18 protein-coding genes are annotated in these 16905 nt (G+C 69.0%); 11 read left to right on the top strand and 7 right to left on the bottom strand.

The genetic code is table 11. The features are described 5' to 3' along the window. The first annotated feature begins 5 nt into the window (after positions 1 to 5). Positions 6 to 1253 (top strand): acyl-CoA dehydrogenase family protein, encoded by a 1248-nt coding sequence (locus F3I16_RS13195; RefSeq protein WP_160494055.1) that lies wholly within the window; start codon positions 6 to 8, stop codon positions 1251 to 1253. A 64-nt stretch (positions 1254 to 1317) separates the two neighbouring features. Here F3I16_RS13195 and F3I16_RS13190 read toward each other — a convergent pair whose 3' ends face one another. The 3 genes from F3I16_RS13190 to ytfE all read right to left on the bottom strand — a co-directional run bounded on the left by F3I16_RS13190 (position 1318) and on the right by ytfE (position 4806). Beyond that, entirely contained in the window at positions 1318 to 1665 is a 348-nt protein-coding gene (locus F3I16_RS13190) for a hypothetical protein (RefSeq protein WP_160494054.1), read from the bottom strand. Between the two features lie 188 nt (positions 1666 to 1853). Next, positions 1854 to 4013, bottom strand: a complete 2160-nt coding sequence (locus F3I16_RS13185; RefSeq protein WP_372239629.1) for a nitric-oxide reductase large subunit — start codon at positions 4011 to 4013, stop codon at positions 1854 to 1856. Positions 4014 to 4122: 109 nt separating this feature from the next. Further along, positions 4123 to 4806: an iron-sulfur cluster repair protein YtfE gene (gene ytfE, locus F3I16_RS13180; RefSeq protein WP_160494053.1), complete on the bottom strand. Its 684-nt coding sequence runs from the start codon at positions 4804 to 4806 to the stop codon at positions 4123 to 4125. 139 nt (positions 4807 to 4945) lie between these two features. On the opposite strand from ytfE, the gene norR reads away from it, so the two are divergent. The 4 genes from norR to moaE all read left to right on the top strand — a co-directional run bounded on the left by norR (position 4946) and on the right by moaE (position 7958). Continuing rightward, positions 4946 to 6475: a nitric oxide reductase transcriptional regulator NorR gene (gene norR / locus F3I16_RS13175; protein ID WP_160494052.1), complete on the top strand. Its 1530-nt coding sequence runs from the start codon at positions 4946 to 4948 to the stop codon at positions 6473 to 6475. Positions 6476 to 6492: 17 nt separating this feature from the next. Further along, positions 6493 to 6960 (top strand): cyclic pyranopterin monophosphate synthase MoaC, encoded by a 468-nt coding sequence (gene moaC / locus F3I16_RS13170; RefSeq protein ID WP_160494051.1) that lies wholly within the window; start codon positions 6493 to 6495, stop codon positions 6958 to 6960. 295 nt (positions 6961 to 7255) lie between these two features. Then, positions 7256 to 7504, top strand: a complete 249-nt coding sequence (moaD, locus tag F3I16_RS13165; RefSeq protein ID WP_160488447.1) for a molybdopterin converting factor subunit 1 — start codon at positions 7256 to 7258, stop codon at positions 7502 to 7504. 1 nt (position 7505) lies between these two features. Beyond that, entirely contained in the window at positions 7506 to 7958 is a 453-nt protein-coding gene (gene moaE / locus F3I16_RS13160; RefSeq protein WP_160494050.1) for a molybdopterin synthase catalytic subunit MoaE, read from the top strand. A gap of 154 nt (positions 7959 to 8112) precedes the next feature. On the opposite strand, the gene F3I16_RS13155 is transcribed toward moaE, so the two are convergent. Next, complete coding sequence (locus F3I16_RS13155) at positions 8113 to 8331, bottom strand: DUF3079 domain-containing protein (protein WP_160494049.1); 219 nt, start codon at positions 8329 to 8331, stop codon at positions 8113 to 8115. Positions 8332 to 8538: 207 nt separating this feature from the next. Between F3I16_RS13155 and moaB the strand changes: the two genes are divergently transcribed. The 6 genes from moaB to F3I16_RS13125 all read left to right on the top strand — a co-directional run bounded on the left by moaB (position 8539) and on the right by F3I16_RS13125 (position 14686). After that, positions 8539 to 9093: a molybdenum cofactor biosynthesis protein B gene (gene moaB, locus F3I16_RS13150; protein WP_160494048.1), complete on the top strand. Its 555-nt coding sequence runs from the start codon at positions 8539 to 8541 to the stop codon at positions 9091 to 9093. Beyond that, positions 9090 to 10328 (top strand): gephyrin-like molybdotransferase Glp, encoded by a 1239-nt coding sequence (gene glp, locus F3I16_RS13145; RefSeq protein ID WP_160494047.1) that lies wholly within the window; start codon positions 9090 to 9092, stop codon positions 10326 to 10328. The genes moaB and glp overlap by 4 nt, the downstream gene beginning before the upstream one ends. A 79-nt stretch (positions 10329 to 10407) precedes the next feature. After that, the gene (locus F3I16_RS13140) at positions 10408 to 11403 is read left to right on the top strand and encodes a peptidase U32 family protein (protein WP_160494046.1); all 996 of its coding nucleotides are present in this window, start codon (positions 10408 to 10410) and stop codon (positions 11401 to 11403) included. Positions 11404 to 11410: 7 nt separating this feature from the next. Beyond that, a complete protein-coding gene (locus F3I16_RS13135; protein ID WP_160494045.1) occupies positions 11411 to 12301 on the top strand; it encodes a U32 family peptidase in 891 nt (296 codons plus the stop codon). After that, a complete protein-coding gene (locus tag F3I16_RS13130) occupies positions 12295 to 12804 on the top strand; it encodes an SCP2 sterol-binding domain-containing protein (RefSeq protein ID WP_160494044.1) in 510 nt (169 codons plus the stop codon). Before F3I16_RS13135 ends, F3I16_RS13130 begins: the two co-directional genes overlap by 7 nt. A 295-nt stretch (positions 12805 to 13099) precedes the next feature. After that, entirely contained in the window at positions 13100 to 14686 is a 1587-nt protein-coding gene (locus tag F3I16_RS13125; RefSeq protein WP_160494043.1) for a methyl-accepting chemotaxis protein, read from the top strand. 569 nt (positions 14687 to 15255) lie between these two features. Here the strand turns inward: F3I16_RS13125 and F3I16_RS13120 are convergent. The 3 genes from F3I16_RS13120 to F3I16_RS13110 form a co-directional block, all read right to left on the bottom strand. Next, a complete protein-coding gene (locus F3I16_RS13120) occupies positions 15256 to 15660 on the bottom strand; it encodes a putative zinc-binding protein (protein WP_160494042.1) in 405 nt (134 codons plus the stop codon). Positions 15661 to 15701: 41 nt separating this feature from the next. Continuing rightward, on the bottom strand, positions 15702 to 16382 hold the full coding sequence (locus tag F3I16_RS13115; protein WP_160079040.1) for a Crp/Fnr family transcriptional regulator: 681 nt from the start codon (positions 16380 to 16382) through the stop codon (positions 15702 to 15704). Between the two features lie 95 nt (positions 16383 to 16477). Further along, a partial coding sequence (locus tag F3I16_RS13110) for a type IV pili methyl-accepting chemotaxis transducer N-terminal domain-containing protein (protein WP_178116668.1) occupies positions 16478 to 16905 on the bottom strand: 428 nt, incomplete at its 5' end.

The following is a 16905-nucleotide window of genomic DNA, read 5'->3' as shown; positions in this document are numbered from 1 at the left end:
GCCCCATGGAGTTCGCCTTCAGCCCCCGAGTAGACAGCCTGCGCCGGCAACTGCGCGATTTCATCGACCAGCATGTGCTGCCGCGGCATGCCCAGTGGCAGGCCGAGGTGCGCGCCGGGCAGTTGCCGGTGTCGTTCATGGCCGACCTGCAGGCGCTGGCGCGCAGCGAGGGCCTGTGGAACCTGTTCCTGCCGGGGCTGCAGGCCAATGAGCCGGGCACCCGCCTGAGCAACCTGGAATATGCGCCGCTGGCGGAAATCATGGGCGCCATCCCCTGGGCGTCCGAGGTGTTCAACTGCAGCGCGCCGGATACCGGCAATATCGAGCTGCTGCACCTGTTCGCCAGCCCGGCGCAGCGCGAGCGCTGGCTCGATCCCCTGCTCGACGGCCGCATCCGCTCGGCATTCGCCATGAGCGAGCCGGACGTGGCGTCCGCGGACGCCAGCAATATCCAGACCCTGATCCGCCGCGAGGGCGAGCACTACGTGCTCAACGGGCGCAAGTGGTTCATCACCAACGCGACGCACCCCGCTTGCAAGCTGCTGATCGTGATGGGCAAGACCGACCCGGATGGCCCTGCCCATCGCCAGCAGAGCATGCTCCTGGTGCCGTTCGACACGCCCGGCGTGCAGGTGCTGCGCAATATCCCGGTGCTCAACCACGTCTCGCCGGAAGGTCATGCGGAAATCCTCCTGCGCGATGTGCGGGTGCCGCTCGATCATCTGCTCGGCGCCGAAGGCGACGGTTTCATGATGGCCCAGGCGCGCCTGGGGCCGGGGCGCGTGCACCACTGCATGCGCGCCATCGGCATGGCCGAGCTGGCCTTGCAGCTGCTGCTGGAGCGCTGCCAGGAGCGCAAGCTGTTCGGTCGTCACCTGGCGCAGTACGCCAATATCGGCGACTGGATCGGCGAGTCGCGCCTGGACATCGAACAGGCGCGCCTGCTGGTGCTGAAGACCGCCTGGATGCTCGATGCGGTGGGGGCCAGGGCGGCGCGCAGGGAGATCGCCATGATCAAGGCGGCGGTGCCGCGCATGCTCTGCCGGGTGGTCGACCGCGCCATGCAGGTGTTCGGCGCCATGGGCCTGAGCCCGGACACGCCGCTGGCGGATTTCTACACCCTGGGCCGGGCGCTGCGCTTCGCCGACGGGCCGGATGAAGTGCACCTGCGCAGCCTGGCGCACTGGGAGCTGAGCGAAAGCGCCGAACGGCGCGGCCATACGGCGGCCTATCTGATGCCTTTCCTTGGTTGAAAGTGAAAGCACAAGGCCCGCATTAGCGGGCCTTGTGGCTTGAGGGGGGAGGGCGCTGCGCGGGCTAGAAAACCGACGGCAGCGGCGTAACCACGGCATTCAGGTGGCTGAGGAACAGGAAGCCGGACACCAGCACCGCATTGATCGACCAGGCCACCGTGAGGTAGCGGGCGATCTGCCCGTACATCGGCTCGCCGACATTCTGCGCATTGCGCCACACGGCGTTGAGCACGAAGGCGGTGTAGGCGACGAAACTCAGCAACATCAGGCCGAACAGCGCGGTATCGACCGTGTTGAAGGCGACCATGATCAGGCCGAACAGCACATGGCTGAGCGCCACGCCGTAGAGCCAGAACACCACCCACAGCGGCGTGCTGCCCGGTTCATTCAAGATCTGCTGGAGCTTGCTCATATCACCTCCCGGGGCTGCTGGCGGCCCGTTTATCCTTGGGGTCGCTGCCGCAGGCGGCAGCGGGTCGTGGTTCATGCACGCACGCCGGGGAGCGTGGTGCATGGATAGTGGCCTGTGTGGCTAGGCATGAATTAACCGTACAGACCACTAGAGCGTAGCGCGCTTTGCCGATTCGCTCCTGCGCCTCCTCAGCGGCTGCGTTGCGCCTGCACCTCGGCCAGTGGTTCCGGCTCGCGGGCGCCGAACAGCACGCCGTAGATCACCTGCCAGGCCATGGCCAGGGCGCCGATGATGAACACCACGTCGCCGAAGGTGCGCACCCAGCGCAGCGTCTGCAGCAGGTCCTGCTGCATGAAAGCCTCGCTGCGGGCGTACCACAGGCCCTGGCTGGCGCTGGCGTGGAACTGCAGGATGGCGATCGGCAGCAGGCTGGTGGCGATCATCAGCACCAGGCCGCCGTTGAGCCACCAGAAGGCGGTCTTCATCAGGCTCTCGTTGAACTGCAGGTGCGGGCGGATGTAGCGCAGCACCAGCAGGGTGAAGCCCAGGGCGAGGAAGCCGTAGACCCCGAACAGCGCGGCATGCGCATGCACCGGCGTGGTGTTGAGGCCCTGCACGTAGTACAGCGAGATCGGCGGGTTGATCATGAAGCCGAACACCCCGGCGCCGAGCATGTTCCAGAAGGCCACGGCAACGAAGCACATCAGCGGCCACTTGACCCGTTCCATCCACGGCGCGCGGCTCTTCAGCCGCCAGTTCTCCCAGGCCTCGTAGCCGAGCACGATCAGCGGCACCACTTCCAGGGCGCTGAAGGTGGCGCCGACCGCCATCACCGGGGTGGTGGTACCGGCGAAGTACAGGTGGTGGAAGGTGCCGGGCACGCCGCCGAGCATGAACAGCGAGGCCGACGCCAGGCTGGCGGTGGTGGCCATGCGCCTGGACACCAGGCCCATGCTGGAGAAGATGAAGGCCAGCGCGGTGGTGGCGAAGACCTCGAAGAAGCCTTCCACCCACAGGTGCACCACCCACCAGCGCCAGTACTCCATCACCGACAGGTGGGTGCGCTCGCCGTAGGCGAAGCCGGCACCGTAGAACAGGCCGATGGCGATCACCGAGGCCGACAGCAGGGCCAGCAGGTTCTTGTCGCCGGGCTGGCGGAAGGCCGGCAGGATGCCGCGCAGCATCAGCAGCAGCCAGAAGGCCACGCCGGCGAACTTGCCGATCTGCCACAGGCGGCCGAGGTCGACGTATTCATAGCCCTGGTGACCGAGCCAGAAGTTCCACTCGGCCGGCATGATCTGGGCGATGGCCAGGTAGTTGCCGACGAAGGAGCCGACCACCACCGCGACCAGGGCCCAGAACAGCACATCGACGCCGAGTTTCTGGAATTTCGGGTCCTTGCCGCCGTTGATGATCGGCGCCAGGAACAGCCCGGCGGCGAGGAAGCCGGTGGCGATCCAGAACAGCGCGCTCTGGATATGCCAGGTGCGCATCAGCGTGTAGGGGAACCACTGCGACAGCGGGATGCCGTAGAAATCCTGGCCCTCCACCGTGTAGTGCGCGGTGACGCCACCGACCATGACCTGGAAGCCGAACAGCGCGACCACCAGGAACAGGTACTTGCCCAGCGCCTTCTGCGACGGGGTCAGCGCCACCAGGCTCAGCGGATCGTGCAGCGGCGCGGCGGGTTCGTCCTCCTCGTGGTCGCGCAGGAAGGCCCAGGCCCAGACCAGGAAGCCGATCCCGGCGATCAGCAGGATCACGCTGAGGATCGACCACATCAGGTTTTCCGCGGTCGGCTGGTTGCCGATCAGCGGCTCGTGCGGCCAGTTGTTGGTGTAGGTGGCTTGCTGCCCCGGCCGCTCGGTGGCGGCCACCCAGGCGGTCCAGAAGAAGAAGCGGGTCAGCTGCTCGCGCCGCGCCGCGTCGGGCAGGGTGCCTTCCTTCATGGCGAAGCTCTTGCGGCTGCCCTGCAGGGCCGGGTCGCTGCCGAACAGTGCGTCGTAATAGGCGGCGGTCTGCTGCATGGCGGCCAGGCGGCGTTCGCTCAGCACCAGCACGCCGTCGGCCACCTGGTTGCCGCGGTACTCGCGCTTGAGCTGCTGGCGCAGCAGGGCCTGGTGATCCTCGTCGACCTCGGCGTAGGGCCGCTGGAAGCCGTCCTGGGCGGCCAGGTCGAGCCAGGCCGTCAGTTCGCGGTGCAGCCAGTCGGCGGTCCAGTCCGGCGCCTGGTAGGCGCCATGGCCCCAGATCGAACCGAGCTGCATGCCGCCGACGCTCTGCCAGGCGGTCTGCCCGTCGAGGGTGTCTTCGTCGCCGAACAGCCGGGTGCCATCGGCACTCTGCACCTGGCTGGGGATCGGCGGAGCCTGGCGGTAGACCTCGCGGCCGAACCAGCCGAGCAGGCAGAAGGTGACCCCGAGGACGCCGATCAGCAGCTACCAGAGTTTGCGGTACTCACCCATTTTGGGCCTCCTCGCCGAGGGCGCGGGGGAACAGCAGGTTGTTTTCCAGGTGGATGTGCTGCATCAGGTCGATGCGCAGCTCGTCCAGCCCGCGGTACAGGGCGCGCCAGGTGTTGCAGGCATTGGCTGGCGGCTGCATGTCGTCGGTCAGTTCGATCAGCTGCTCCAGCGCGTCGCCGTGCTGCTCATGCTCGTAGCGCATCACCGAGATCGGCCCGCCGGCCATCAGGCCGCCGCCGCGCTGGATCATCGGGAAGAGGATCTGCTCCTCCTTCTGCATGTGGCTTTCCAGCTCCTGCTGCATGGCGATCAGCAGGTCGGTGAGGCCGCGCGGGCATTCCGCGCGGCTGCCGTGGACCTGCTCGACCCGTGCCGCCAGGCGGATCAGCTCCGGCAGTTGCTGGCGATGGACCTCGTGGTAGCGCTGCAGCAGGTGTTCGATCAGGCGCTCGTTGGAGGCCTTGCGCCAGTCCGCTTCCAGCGCGTCGTCCGGGTTGAGGGCGAGCAGGCGCTCCTGCACCGCCAGGGCGTCGATGCCGCGCTCCAGCGCCGCCTGACGCAGGGACTTCTGCCCGCCGCAGCAGAAGTCCAGATGGAAGGCGTGGAATACCCGGGTGGCGCCGGGGATGTTGCATGCCAGGTTGCCGAGGGTGTGATCGAGCAGTTGAGTGGCCATTGGGGGGGCTCCGTATCGGGCTAAGTCTCGAATGCTCTATCGCAAGCAGCGTGCCGGGTCTGGACTTGACGAAAATCAAGGGCTTGCGTCCTTTTGAGGTCTAATCTACCCGGGAATTTCAAGGTGCCAGGTACCCGAAATGGTAGATTTGACCCCGTTGCAGAACGTGCTGCTGGCCGACCTGGCCGGCGAGTTGCCGACCGCCGTGCGCCTGCAGCGCCTGGTGGTCAGCCTGCGTGAGGCCTTCGCCTGCAGCGCCGTGGTGCTGCTGCGCCTGGATGGCGAGAGCCTGCGCCCGCAGGCCGCCGTCGGCCTGGCCCACGATGTGCTCGGCCGCAGCTTCGCCTTGGCCCGCCACCCGCGCCTGGCGCAGATCCTGGCGCAGCGCGAGCCGCTGCAGTTCGCCGCCGACAGCGAGCTGCCCGACCCCTACGACGGCCTGCTCGAAGACAGCCCCGACGAGCCGCTGCCGGTGCACGACTGCATGGGCATGAGCCTGTACCTGGACGGCGCCCTGTGGGGCGCGGTGACCTTCGACGCGCTCAGCCCCGGCAGCTTCGACCGCCACGCCCGCGAGCGCCTGCAGCGCTACGCCCTGCTGATCGAGGCGGGGCTGCGGGTCAGCCGCCTGGAAGGCGAGGTGCGCAGCCTGCGCCTGGCGCGGCGCGAGTCGGTCGAGGACGGCGATCAGCGCGAGTCGATGATCCTCGGCGGCAGCCCGGTGCTGCGCGAGCTGCTCGACGAGCTCGGTGTGGTCGCCGACTCCGACCTGCCGGTGCTGCTGCAGGGCGAAACCGGGGTGGGCAAGGAGCTGTTCGCCCGCTGGCTGCACGCCCACTCGCCGCGGGCGCGCAAGCCGCTGGTCTACGTCAACTGTGCGGCGCTGCCCGAGACCCTGGCCGAGAGCGAGCTGTTCGGCCACACCAAGGGCGCCTTCTCCGGCGCCGGCCAGGACCGCCCCGGGCGCTTCGAGGCGGCCAATGGCGGCACCCTGTTTCTCGACGAGATCGGCGAGCTGCCGCTGTCGATCCAGGCCAAGCTGCTGCGCGCCCTGCAGAACGGCGAGATCCAGCGCCTGGGCGCCGACCAGCCGCGGCACGTCGATGTGCGGGTGATCGCGGCGACCAACCGGCGCCTGTGGGAGGAGGTGCGCGAGGGGCGTTTCCGCGCCGACCTGTATCACCGCCTGTCGGTCTACCCGGTGCATATCCCGCCGCTGCGCGAGCGCGGCCGCGATGTGCTGGTGCTGGCCGGGCACTTCCTCGAACTCAACCGCGCGCGCCTCGGCCTGCGCTGCCTGCGCCTGTCCAGCGATGCCGAGCGGGCGCTGCTGGCCTATACCTGGCCGGGCAATGTGCGCGAACTGGAACACGTCATCAGCCGGGCGGCGCTCAAGGTGCTCAGCCAGGCGGAATCACGCACCGCGCTGCTCAGCATCGAGGCGCCCTGGCTGGGCCTGGACGCCACCCCGGCGGCGCAGCACAAGGCCACCCCCGCCCTGGCACCGCCGGCGGTCGAGGCGATGCAGGCGGCGGTGGAGCGCTGCCAGCGCGAACTGATCGAAGCCGCCCTGGCCCGCCGCCAGGGCAAGTGGGCGGCCACCGCCCGCGACCTGCAGATGGATCCGAGCAACCTGCGCAAGCTGGCGCGCCGACTGAACCTGATCTGAACCATGAGGAAACCGCAATGCTGACCCATCTCGATGCCCAGGGGCGCGCCACTATGGTCGACGTCACCGACAAGCCGCCGACCACCCGCGAGGCCGTGGCCGAAGCCCGGGTGCGCATGCTGCCCGCCACCCTGCAGATGATCGTGGCCGGCGGCCACCCCAAGGGCGACGTGTTCGCCGTGGCGCGCATCGCCGGCATCCAGGCGGCGAAGAAAACCTCGGAGCTGATTCCACTGTGCCATCCGTTAATGCTCACCAGCGTCAAGGTCGAGCTGCAGGCTTGCGGCGAGGACGGCGTGCGCATCCAGGCGCGCTGCAAGCTGGCCGGGCAGACCGGGGTGGAGATGGAGGCGCTGACGGCCGCCAGCGTCGCCGCGCTGACCATCTACGACATGTGCAAGGCGGTGGACCGCGGCATGCTCATCGAATCGGTACGCCTGCTGCAGAAGAGCGGCGGGGCGTCCGGAGATTTCCGCGCCCCTTGAGTCTGGTCAAGGCGGCGCGTGTGCAAGCTGCTGGGATAGCCCGGTCGGCGCAACGCGGCCGCGCCCAGGCGCACCGAGCGCATCCATTAGCAGGCTGTTGAAAAACGTCGGCGAGGCAGGCTGGACTAGGCAAAAACAGCCGAAAAAGCGCAGTTTACGAGCTGTAAATGAGCATTTTGAGGCTGTTTTTAACAACGGCCAGACAACGCAGGTAGTTTTTCAACAGCCTGTTAGCTGAAACAGGCCTCGGGCCGGTGCCGTATGCGCCTGGCCCCGAGTGCAAGGAGAGAGTCCCATGCTGACCATTCATTACTTCGCCGGCTACCGCGAGCAGCTCGGCCTGGACCGCGAGCAGCTGGCCTGGCAGCCCGCGCTGGCGACCGTCGGTGCACTGCGCCAGCTGCTGGTGGAACGCGGCGGCAACTGGACCGAGCTGGCCGCGCGCAACCTGATGTGCGCACGCAACCAGGAGCTGTGCAGCCCTGCCGAAGCGCTGGTCGACGGCGACGAAGTGGCGTTCTTCCCGCCCGTGACCGGAGGTTGAGATGAGCGTCAGTGTGCAGAGCGCACCCTTCGACAGCGGCGCCTTGCTCGATGCCCTGCACGGGCAGAACCCGGGCGTCGGCGCGCTGGTCAGCTTCGTCGGCTATGTGCGCGACTTCAATGTCGGCCAGGACGTGCACGGCCTGTTTCTCGAACACTACCCGGGCATGACCGAGAAGGCCCTGGCCGCCATCGAGGCCGAGGCCCGTCAGCGCTGGCCACTGCTGGCGGTGAGCATCGTGCACCGGGTCGGAGAGCTGGCGCCGGGTGCGCCGATCGTCTTCGTCGGCGTGGCCAGCGCCCATCGCCAGGCGGCCTTCGACGCCTGCGCCTTCATCATGGATTACCTGAAGACCCGCGCGCCGTTCTGGAAGAAGGAACTCGGCGACCAGGGCAGCCAGTGGGTGGCCGCCCGTGACAGCGACCAGCAGGCCGCGCAGCGCTGGGCCTTTTGATCCGGCCCGAATAAAGTGTGAAGGCCGGGTTAAACGGCGTAGCTATTGATTGTAGGAGCCAGCTTGCTGGCGATTCGGGGCGTGAAGAGCATCGCCAGCAAGCTGACTCCTACACCAATCAATCTATTTGCGGGCCGAATCTATAGCGAGCGGCTCAGGCCGCCTCGTCGCTGGGGCCGGAGTCGGCCTGCTCGGCCGGCGGATCGATGCCCCAGTCGCCGAACAGGTACCAGTCCTCGCCGAGCATCTCCATCGGGTGCATGGTGCGGTCGGCGCCATTGCCGCAGGCCAGCGAGCCGCTCGGGCAGTAGCGGTCGCAGCCCCAGCAGATGCGTTCGGGGTGCTTGGGCTGCAGGGGGAATTTCTTGCTCATGGCGCCACCTTGGTCGGGTTCCAGGCCGTTGTCGTCAGGCTAGTCGCGCCGGATCGCGGCGGCCTTGATCGGGATCAAGGGCCGCGCCGGGCATTGATCCCGGTCAAGGCTGCGGCGAGCTACCCCGGGTGATACCTCCAACGGGGAATGGGCGCCGGCCAGGTGGGGGCGCAGGCTGCGCGCAGATATCTTGCGGAGATTTGCAGCATGGCCCACTTGTCCAGCGTCGAATTCCAGTCACTGCGCATCGCAGTGCTCACCGTCAGCGACACGCGCACCGTGCTCACCGACAGCTCCGGACAGACCCTGATCGATGGCCTGGAGGCGGCCGGGCATGCGCTGTACGAGCGCGCCATCGTCCCCGACGACATCTGGCAGATCCGCGCACGCCTGTGCGCCTGGATCGCCGACCCGCTGGTGCAGGCGGTGCTGATCACCGGCGGCACCGGCTTCACCGCGCGGGACAACACGCCGCAGGCGGTGGCGCCGCTGCTGGACAAGCAGGTCGACGGCTTCGGCGAGCTGTTCCGCCAGGTGTCCCTGGCGGAGATCGGCACCTCCACCGTGCAGTCGCGCGCCCTGGCCGGCATCAGCAACGGCACCCTGGTGTGCTGCATGCCCGGCTCGCCGGGCGCCTGCCGCACCGCCTGGAGCAAGATCCTGGTCGAGCAGCTGGATAGCCGCACCCGCCCGTGCAACTTCGTGCCGCACCTCAAGCAGCTGCCGGAGCAACCGGTGGCGGCGTGCGGAGCCCGCTCGTGAGCGCCTGTGGCTGCGATGGCCACGGCCATGAGCTGCGCCCGGTCGACCAGGCGATTGCCGAACTGCTGCAGCGCGTACCGCCGGCCCCGCTGGCCGAGTGGGTGCCGCTGAGCGAGGCCGGCGGCCGCGTGCTGGCCGAGCCGGTGCACGCGCTGTGGCCGATGCCGGCCTGGGACAACAGCGCCATGGACGGCTACGCCCTGTGCGCCGCCGACCTGCCGGCCGAGGGCGGCAAGCTGCCGCTGGCCGGGCGCATCGCCGCCGGCGACTCGGCCCTGGAACCGCTGCCGGCTGGGCATGCGGTGCGCATCTTCACCGGCGCGCCGCTGCCGCCGGGGGCCGACAGCGTGGTGGCGCAGGAGCAGGCGCGCGAGGAGGGCGCCGCGGTGCACCTGCCGCCGGTGGTGGCCGGCGCCCATGTGCGCCGGCGCGGCGAGGAGTTCGACGCCGGCAGCTGCGTGCTCGATTCCGGCGTGCGCCTGCGTCCGCAGGAACTGGGCCTGCTGGCCAGCCTGGGCATCGCCGAGGTGGCCGTGCACCGGCGCCTGCGCGTCGGCCTGCTGAGCAGCGGCAACGAGTTGCGCGAACCGGGCGAGCCGCTGCTGCCCGGGCAGATCTACAACGCCAACCGCTACAGCATCGGCGGCGTGCTGCGCAGCCTGGGCTGCGAGGTGGACGACTGCGCCATCCTGGTCGACGAGCTGGCCGCCAGCCGCGACGCCCTGAGCCTGGCCGCCTCGGAATGGGATGTGCTGATCACCTCCGGCGGCGTCTCGGTCGGCGAGGAAGACCACCTCAAGCAGGCCGTGCGCGAACTGGGCGAGCTGCACCTGTGGCGCCTGGCGATCCAGCCGGGCAAGCCGCTGGCCTTCGGCCACGTCTGCGGCACGCCGTGGATCGGCTTGCCGGGCAACCCGGCGGCGGCGCTGATCACCGCCCTGGTGGTGGCGCGGCCGTTCCTCCTGCGTGCCCAGGGCTGCCGCGAGGTCATGCCGCAGCCGCTGCAGGTCCCCGCCGGCTTCGCCTGGAGCAAGCGCAACGCGCGCCGCCAGTACCTGCGCGCGCGCCTGCAGATGGTCGACGGCCAGTTGCGCGCGGTGGCGCATCCCAAGCAGGGCTCGGCCATGCTCACCGCCGCCTGCTGGGCCGACGGCCTGGCCATCGTCGACTGCGAGCGGACCCTGGTGGCCGGCGAACCGATCGACTTCCTGCCGTTCAGCGCGCTGCTCGACTGACACGGCTTGACCATGGTCAAGGCGTGCACCGGGCAGCGCCCTAGAGTGGCGCCACGCATTCCGAGCAAGGGGTTTTCGCATGCATCTGGTGTGTCCGGCGGGCAGTCTGCCCGCCCTCAAGGCTGCGCTGCAGCAAGGCGCGGACGCCATCTACGTGGGCTTTCGCGATGACACCAACGCCCGTCACTTCGCCGGCCTCAACCTCGACGAGAAGCAGCTGGACTGCGGCCTGCAGCTGATCCGCCAGCGCGGCAAGCAGCTCTATGTGGCGGTCAACACCTACGCCCAGCCGCAGGGCTGGGCGCGCTGGCAGCGCGCGGTCGACCAGGCCGCCGATCTCGGCGTGGATGCGCTGATCGCCGCCGATCCCGGCGTGCTGGCCTACGCCAGCCGGCGCTACCCCGACCTCAACCTGCACCTGTCGGTGCAGGGCTCGGCGACCAACGCGGCGGCGCTGGCCTTCTACCAGCAGCGCTACAACATCCGCCGCGCGGTGTTGCCGCGGGTGCTGTCGCTGGCCCAGGTGCGCCAGGTGGCGGAGCGCAGCACGGTGCCGCTGGAGGTGTTCGCCTTCGGCAGCCTGTGCATCATGGCCGAGGGCCGCTGCCACCTGTCGTCCTACGTCACCGGCGAGTCGCCGAACCTGTGCGGGGTCTGCTCGCCGGCCAAGGCGGTGCGCTGGCAGGAGGAGGCCGAGGGCCTCAGCTCGCGCCTGGGCGGGGTGCTGATCGACCGCTACGGGCCCGAGGAGTCGGCCGGCTACCCGACCCTGTGCAAGGGTCGCTTCCTGGTCAATGGCCAGCGCTTCCATGCCCTGGAGGAGCCGACCAGCCTGAACACCCTGGACCTGATCCCGCAGCTGGCCGAGATCGGCATCGCCGCGGTGAAGATCGAGGGCCGCCAGCGCAGCCCTGCCTATGTCGAGCAGGTCACCCGCGTGTGGCGCGCCGCGCTGGATGCGCATGCCCGCGCGCCGGCCCAGTTCAGCGTGCTGCCGCAATGGCGCAGCGCCCTGGACGGGCTCTCCGAAGGCAGCCAGAGCACCCTCGGCGCCTACCATAGATCCTGGCAGTGAGGCCGTTATGAAACTGAGTCTGGGGCCGGTCCTGTTCTACTGGCAGCGCGACAAACTGCTGGATTTCTATGCCGAGATGGCCAACCAGCCGCTCGACATCATCTACCTGGGCGAGACCGTCTGTTCCAAGCGCCGCGCCCTGTCGCTCGACGACTGGCTGGGGCTGGCCCGCGAGCTGCGCGAATGCACGCGCGCCGAGCTGGTGCTGTCCGGCCTGGCGCTGATCGAGGCGGCTTCCGAGCTGTCCAGCCTCAAACGCCTGTGCGGCAATGGCGAGCTGCTGGTCGAGGCCAACGACATGGGCGCCGTGCAGCTGCTGCGCGAGCAGGGCCTGGACTTCGTCGCCGGCCCCGCGCTCAACCTGTACAACGCCCAGGCCCTGGCCGAGCTGCAGGACTGCGGGCTGCGCCGCTGGGTGCCGCCGGTGGAGTGCTCGGCCGCGCTGCTGCGCGATTGCCTGGGCCAGCTCGATGCCCTCGGCCGGCCGCGGCCGGAGGTCGAGCTGTTCGCCTACGGCCACCTGCCGCTGGCCTATTCGGCGCGCTGCTTCACCGCCCGCGCGGAAAACCGGCCCAAGGACGACTGCCAGTTCTGCTGCATCAACTACCCCGAAGGCATTCCCCTGCTCAGCCAGGAGGGCGAGGCGCTGTTCACCCTCAACGGCATCCAGACCCTCTCGGCGCGGGTCAACAACCTGCTCGCCGACTACCGCGAGGTGCAGCACAGCGGCGTCGACTGCCTGCGCCTGAGCCCGCGGGCCGAAGGCATGCCGGCGGTGATCGGCGACTACCACGCGGTGCGCCAGGGCGCCTTGCCGCCGCTGTTGGCCCAGGGCTGCAACGGCTACTGGCATGGCCGTCCGGGCATGCTCAGCGCAGAGGAGGTCGGCCTGTGCTGAACCTGACCCAGTTGGCGTTGCGCAGTGCCGACCCGCTGCTCGGGCTGGCCCGTCATGTGCCGTTCACCCTGCAGCGCTGGGTGCTCGAAGCCGTGGTGGCGCGGCTGTTTGCCGAGCCGGTGGAGGAGGGCGCCTTCGATCTGCTGCAAGGGCGCTGGCTGCGCCTGGAGGTCAGCGACCTGCAGCTGGCCTGGTGCCTGACCCGCGAGCGGCGCGGCCTGCGCATGGCGGCGCGGGCGCCGGTGGACGTGTGCATCCGCGGCAACTGGCGTGAGTTCGTGCTGCTGGCCAGCCGCCAGGAAGACCCGGACACCCTGTTCTTCCGCCGGCGCCTGGTCATCGAAGGCGATACCGAACTGGGCCTGGCGATGAAGAACCTGATCGACAGCCTCGACCCCGAGCAGTTGCCGCCGCGCCTGTGGCGCTCGCTGTGCCGGGTCGGCGAAGTGCTGCGCGAGGACCTGGCGCAACGCCGATCGACAGCGGCCGGCAGCGCCGGCTGAACATCTGTCTGCGATCCCGCGAGCTAGAGCCGGTTCTAACCCGGCATGGCTGCCGCGCAGCGGATCGTAGACAGGTTCCGAGAGCAGCGCAGACGGCAGCCGGCCTGGTGTTTGGCCGGTTTTTTGCTGTACTGCAATTCGTTGGTGCCGCCGGCTATACGGCGGCGCCAGGGGAGCTGCAATGTCTGCATCCGGCATGGGGCCGGTGCGACAGGGATTCATCCGTCACCGCGTGGTCCGTGGGCTCGTCACAAGCGGCCCGCACGGCACGCGGGGCGGCTTCAAGGAGAACCTCATGTTCGACTGGATCACCGATAGCATCCAGGCCGCCCTGCGCGCCCTGGGCCTGCGCACCATCAATGCGCAGTTCTTCTTCTCCTACAGCCTGATCTTCCTCTGCGCCGCGCTGACGGCCGCCGTGCTGTTCCTTTCGGTGCGCGACGCCAGCCAGCTGGACATGGCCGGGGCGCAGCGCATGCTGAGCCAGAAAATGGCCAAGGAAAGCCTGCTGGTGGCCCAGGACCTGCTGCCGGCCAGCAGCCTGGAGCAGACCATCCAGCGCTTCGAGCAGAGCCACCGGAGCCTGCGCGATGGCGCCCCGGCCGGCCTGCCGGCGGTGCAGCTGCCCGCGGCGCGGGCGCAGCTGGAGCTGGTCGACCAGCGCTGGCAGGGCTACCGCGAGCTGGTGCGTCGGGTCGCCGGCGGCCAGGCCAGCGCGGCGCAGCAGCTGGCCGGCGAATCGGAGGCCCTGCTCAAGGACATGCACCAGGTGGTGACGCTGCTGTCGGCCGACAGCAACCACACGGCGGCGCTGCAGCGTTGGCTGTCGATGGGCGCGACCCTGGCCATCCTGCTGCTGGTGGTGCTCGGCCGCCTGGCCGGGATGAACTGGCTGATGGCGCGGGTCGACGAGCTGCGCGGGCGCCTGGAGCTGGTCGCCGGCGGCGATTTCTCCCGGCCGCTGGCGGTGCGCCACGGCGATGACGAGATCGGCCGCATCACCACGGCCTACAACCGCCTGCTGGAGCAGGTCGGCGAGATGATTCGGGCGGTGCGTCAGGCCGCCGAAGGGGGCGCCGGCCAGTGCGTGCAGATGTCGGCGATGGCGGCGGACAATGCCGAGCATGTGCAGGCCCAGCGCAGCGAGATCGAGCAGGTGGCCACGGCAATGAACGAGATGCTGGCGACTTCCCACGAGGTGGCCCGCAGCACCGTGGATGCGGCGGGTGCCGCCGACACCGCCGAGCAGGAAACCAGCCGCGGCGACGCGCTGATGCAGGACTCGGTGGCGGCCATCCGCCAGTTGTCGCAACAGGTCGAAGGCCTGTCCGAGGTGCTGCAGCAGCTGCTGGCCGACAGCGACCAGATCGCCCGGGTGCTGGAGGTGATCAGCGCGATCGCCGCGCAGACCAACCTGCTGGCCCTCAACGCGGCCATCGAGGCGGCCCGCGCCGGCGAGCAGGGCCGCGGCTTCGCCGTGGTGGCCGACGAGGTGCGCAGCCTGGCGGGGCGGACCCAGGCCTCGGCCGGGGAAATCAGCGGCCTGATCGAGCGCCTGCAGGCCCAGGCCGGGCGTGCCGGCACGGCCATGGAGGAGTCGCGCCAGGGCAGCGAGCAGACCCTGCAGCAGGTCGAGGCGGTGCAGCGGGTGTTCGTGCAGATCGTCAACGCGGTGCAGACCATCCGCGGCATGACCGGGCAGATCGCCACGGCCGCCGAGGAGCAGTCGCAGGTGGCCGAGGAAATGAACCAGTCGCTCACGCGCATCGCCGGCATCGCCGAATCCACGGCCAGCTCGGCGCAGGCCACCGAGCAGGGCAGTCAGCGGATCAACCAGGACATGGGCAGTCTGCAGGCGCAGATGGCGCGCTTTCGCCTGTAAGAACCTTCGGATCTCTTTATCGTCGGCCATGCTGCGTTGAGGTTGGCGATGTCCCAATAGCGTGTTGTGTGCAGCTCCATGGCTTGCAGGGTGGAAAGCAAATCCGCGTAGCGGCAGGAAAGAGCGGTCAGGCAGCTCGGAGCCCGAGTCCCCGTCAGGAGGCCGAAACGTAGCGAAGCGGAGTAACAGCCGTAGGCTGGCCCGCAGGGCGAGCGCAGCGAGTAGTGGAGGTGTTGCGCAGGGGGACGAGCCGCAGGGATGCGGCGAGAGGCTTAAAGGGCCAGGGATGGCCCTTGTAAGCCGGCCCCCGGAGCGGCACCGGAGGGAGGGCACCCGGAGCGAAGCGCAGGGCCGGATGCCGGGGTGCGCTTTCTTTTGCTTACTTTTCTTTGCGCAAACAAAGCTACGTAGCGAAGCGGAGTAACAGCCGCAGGCTGGCCCGCAGGGCGAGCACAGCGAGTCAAAGTGAGTCGCCCGGGTGGGCGAAATCCAAACCATCAGCCCGCTCGGTAATCAGCTCAGCAGGCTGCCCTAGGGGCCACTAGGTGCGTACGGCGCACCCTACAGGGTCAGTGGCCGCCGCTCTGCAGTGCCACCGTGCGCGCCGGCAGGCGGTCGCTGGCGATCAGCCCGGCCACCTCGGCATAGACCTGCTCGACCGTGTCACCGCTGAAGTCCTCGCCGTAGCGTTTCTTCAGGCCCAGGTCGCTGAGGATCAGGTGCACGTCGGCGCGTACCCCGTGCTGGTCCAGGCAGCCGCGCACGCACTGCAGCTGGCAGCCGTCCAGGGCCAGGATCGGCCGGCCGCTGCTGGCCTTGTTGACCAGCGAGGCGACGCGCCCGCCGACCCCGGCGATGCACGACATTTCCGCCAGGCCGGCACGATCCAGGCGCACGGCCAGGGTGTTGGCCAGCTGTGCCACGTTCGAGCAGCCGGAGCAGGAGTACACCAGGGGAAGGTTGGGATCGGACATCGGGGTTCTCCTCGGGCGGCCGGGCGCTCGCGGGCGCCGGCTCACTCGTAGTAGTTGGCCAGGCTGGGGCGGTCCAGCACGCGGATGCTGCGGCGCTCCATGGCGATCAGGCCGGCATCGATCAGGCGATGCAGGATGCGCGAAAAGGTTTCCGGCTGGATGCCCAGCTGCGAGGCGATCAGGCGCTTGGGCACGCTGAGCTGGATCTGGCCGTTGCCGGCCTCGCGCTGCTCCTGGCAGAGGAAGCGCACCACGCGGCGGCTGGCATTGCCGACGGTGAGGGTGTCGATCTCGTCCAGGCGCTGGTGCAGGCGCATGCTGAAGCTGGCCAGCAGGTCGAGGCAGATCTTCGGCTGTTCTTCCAGCAGGCGCCGGTAGTGGGTGCCGTCGATGCTGATCAGGTTGCTGGCTTTCAGCGCGCTGCAGGTCACGGGGTAGTGGCTGGCGCCGGTGAACAGCAGGGCCTCGGCGAAGCTCTGCCCGGGCTGGATGACTTCCACCAGCTTTTCCTGGCCCTCGAACAGTACGCGGGTCAGTTTCATCTGGCCGTTGAGCAGCAGATAGAAGCGGTCGGCGGCATCGCCCTGGTGGAACAGTGCATCGCCGCTGTCCAGCTTGCGCTGGATGGCCAGGCAACTGACTTCCGTGAACAGGGCCTCGGGCAGCCGGTTGAACAAGTGGTGCTGGCGCAAGGCCTTGAGGTTTTCTGAGTCGGTCAGCATGGGTCACCTCCTAGGCTGTCATCCTAGGCGGCGCGGGACGGCTCTCCCATTCCCCCATGGCACTACCTCCAAAGAGGCAGTGCCGGGTGCGCGTCTCAGCTGCCCTGCTGCAGCGCCTGTTCATAGGCGCTGGTCAGGTCGTTCATTTGCCAGAGCAGGGTCTCGGTGGTGGTGGTGATCACCGTCGGCACGTACTGCGAGTCGGCCGACAGGCGAAAGCCGGCGCGGGCGAAGCGCCACTGGGCATCGACCTTCTGCAGCGCCTGGCTGATCTGCGGGGTGTTCTGCCTTGCGGCGAGCAGTTCCTGCTGGGCGGTTTCGAATTCCTCGGTGGCTTTTTGCAGCTGCGCCTCCAGGCCCTCGACCGGCAGACGCCAGCTGACGGCCAGGTAGAGCTTGGCGATGCGCTGGCTGAGCATGCGCTGGCGGCCGCTGCGGTTGACCAGGCGGGCGCTCTGGCTGCCGGTGTGGCGTTCGATCAGCAGCACCACCTGCTCGCTCTGCGCCAGCAGCTGGTCGCTGA

The organism is Pseudomonas sp. L-22-4S-12, assembly GCF_009799935.1.
Taxonomy (GTDB): domain Bacteria; phylum Pseudomonadota; class Gammaproteobacteria; order Pseudomonadales; family Pseudomonadaceae; genus Aquipseudomonas.
This window is presented reverse-complemented; position numbering and strand designations above follow the sequence as displayed.